Annotated in this window: 2 protein-coding genes; both read left to right on the top strand. The window is 69.0% G+C overall.

Annotated features, from left to right (window positions below; all coding sequences use genetic code 11):
- Window positions 1–103: 103 nt before the first annotated feature.
- Entirely contained in the window at window positions 104–2,491 is a 2,388-nt protein-coding gene (locus VFV09_10720) for a DNA translocase FtsK 4TM domain-containing protein (protein ID HEU4868187.1), read from the top strand.
- Between the two features lie 113 nt (window positions 2,492–2,604).
- On the top strand, window positions 2,605–2,807 hold a 203-nt coding region (locus VFV09_10715), incomplete at its 3' end, for a hypothetical protein (protein HEU4868186.1).

Here is a 2,807-nt window from a genome sequence, read left to right as displayed (position 1 = left end):
CGAAGATGGGTTCCGGACCGCACCAGCGCCGGGCGAAGGATGCCCGTGAACCTGCTGCGCGGAAGGCACCAGCCGGGCGAAAAGCCGGCTGTACGGAGGTTGGATGCCCCCCTCGAAAACAACGAACACCCGCACCAGAACCGCCCCCGCCCGCAAACCGGCAGCCAGGCGCCCTGCGTCCGGCCGTCCGCCCGCGCGCCGGCCGTCACCCGCCAAGCGGGGCAAGAAGAAGCCTTCGCCGCTGGCCGGGATCTTCGGGCCCAACACCGACGGCTTCGCAATCGTCCTTTTGTTCCTGGCGATCCTCGGCGGGCTGGGCATCTACGCCGACCTCGCAGGCCCGGTAGGCCGGCAGCTCGAGTGGGGGATGCGCTGGATCTTCGGCTCCGCCTCGTTCGGGGTGCCGCCGGCTCTGGCCGTGGTCGCGATCACGATGATGAACAAGAAGAACTCCGGCGAGGCGGGACGGATCGCCACCGGCGCCTTCATGTCGATCGCCGGCATCGCCGCCTGGATGCACATGCTCTTTGCAAACGACAGCCGGGGCCTGAGGCTGGACGAGCTGCCCGACCTGGGCGGCGGCGTCGGCGCGCTGGTAGCCTGGCCGGCCGAAACTCTGCTCTCGGTTTGGGGGGCCGGGCTGCTGATCATCCTGCTGGTATCCCTGGGCCTGCTCGTCCTGACGAAGACCCCCGCCGCCCGGGTGATCTCGGGCGTCCAGATGCTGGTTGCCGGCCTGGGCAAGGGCGCCGCCCACATGGGCCGTTCGGTCAACGACGTGACCAAACGCCAGACCGACAAGATGATCGCCGAGCTCAGCCCCAAGGCCACCGTGCCGCAGGCGCGGCCGGTAGCGCCCCCCGACGCCATCCCGCCGCCCGCCCCGGTCTCCAATCCGGGCAAGGTGGTATCGGCCTCGCTGTTCCAGGAGTTCGAGGAGCCGGAGGCCATCCCCTTCGAGGACGACCACAGCACCCCCGACCCCGACCCGGAGGGCTACAAGACCCCGCCGATGTCGCTGCTGTCGGTCGGTGACGTGGCCGAGGTGTCCAAAAGGATGATCGACGACACCGTCGCCGCCCTGGAGCACACGCTCCAGCAGTTCGAGGTCGACGCCCGGGTCACCGGGTACACCGCCGGCCCGACCGTCACCCGCTACGAGATCGAGCTCGGTCCGGCCGTCAAGGTCAACCGGGTGGTCAGCCTGGAGAAGGAGATCCGGTACGCCCTGGCGGCCGGCGACCTCCGCATCCTGGCCCCCATCCCCGGACGCTCGGCGATCGGCATCGAGGTCCCGAACAAGGACCGGGTTGCCGTCACTCTGGGCGACGTCATGCGCAGCCCGCAGGCCCGCGTGTCCGAGCACCCGCTGATCGTCGGCCTGGGCAAGGACATTGCCGGGGTCTCGATGGTCGTCAACCTGGCCGACATGCCCCACCTGCTGATCGCGGGAGCGACCGGCGCCGGCAAGTCGACCTGCATCAACGCGGTCCTCTGCTCCCTGCTGCTCCGCACCCGGCCCGACCAGGTCCGGATGCTGCTGATCGACCCGAAGATGGTCGAGCTCAGCAACTACAACGGCGTGCCTCACCTTCTCACCCCGGTGGTCACGAACCCGAAGAAGGCATCCGAGGCCCTCGGCTGGGTCGCCCGGGAGATGGACGCACGGTACGAGGTGCTGGCCGCCGTCGGCTACCGGCACACCGACATGTACAACGAGGCGGTCCGGGCCGGCGCCCTGCCTCCGTTCGAGGACGGCACCCCCCGCACGACCTTCCCCTACTACCTGATCGTTGTCGACGAGCTGGCCGACCTGATGATGGTCGCCCCCCGTGAGGTCGAGGACTACATCTGCCGCATCGCCCAGAAGGCACGTGCCGTGGGCATCCACCTGATCGTGGCGACGCAGCGGCCGTCGGTCGACGTCGTCACCGGCGTCATCAAGGCCAACATCCCCAGCCGCATGGCGTTTGCGACGGCCAGCATGCAGGACAGCCGCGTGATCCTGGACGAGGGCGGCGCCGACCGGCTGATCGGCAAGGGCGACATGCTCTACAAGCACGCATCGGCCCCCCGGGCGATCCGCCTGCAGGGCGCCTACATCTCGGAGAAGGAGACCGCGTCGCTGGTCGGCTGGTGCCGCAGGCAGCGCAACGTGAACTACGTGGAGGGCATCGTCGGCTCGGGGACCGAGACCAAGGGCTCCGGCGTCCGCAGCACCGGGGACGACGCCGACGAGGAGCTGATCACCCAGGCCACCGAGCTGGTGGTCCGGACCCAGCTGGGCTCGACCTCGATGCTGCAACGCAAGCTCAAGGTCGGCTTCGCACGGGCCGGGCGGCTGATGGACTTCCTGGAGGAGAGGGGAGTGGTCGGGCCGTCGCAGGGCTCCAAGCCGCGGGACGTTCTGATGACGCTGGCCGAGCTGCAGGGCGAGGAAGCTCCGCCGGCCGAGGACGCCCTGGACGACGAAGAGGTCTTCGAGTCCTAGAAGGCCGCTCCGAGGTTCGATAGTTCCCGGCCGGCCGGGCTGCTTGCCTCATGACCTCGGGACATCCCCGGGCGCACGCTGGTGTCCGTCGGTTTCGGACACGGAGGTGTGTTGTGGGAACAGAGGTCAAGCGGGGTTTTTCGGCAGATCGGCTGATCAGGATGGGTGGAACGGCGTTGTTGGCGGCGTTCCCCCTGCAGGTCCTGGGGTTCGCCATCCATCCGCCGAGCGAGCAGCTCGAGCACGTGCTTTCGTCGACCTACGGGCCGGCGCACATGATCATCCTCGCCGGCTGGATCCTGGCCATGCTGGGGCT

It is taken from the genome of Actinomycetota bacterium, from assembly GCA_035759705.1.
In the GTDB taxonomy this organism is placed as follows: domain Bacteria; phylum Actinomycetota; class CADDZG01; order JAHWKV01; family JAHWKV01; genus JAJCYE01.
Note: the sequence above shows the minus strand (reverse complement) of the source record. Positions and strands in the feature narration are given on the sequence as shown.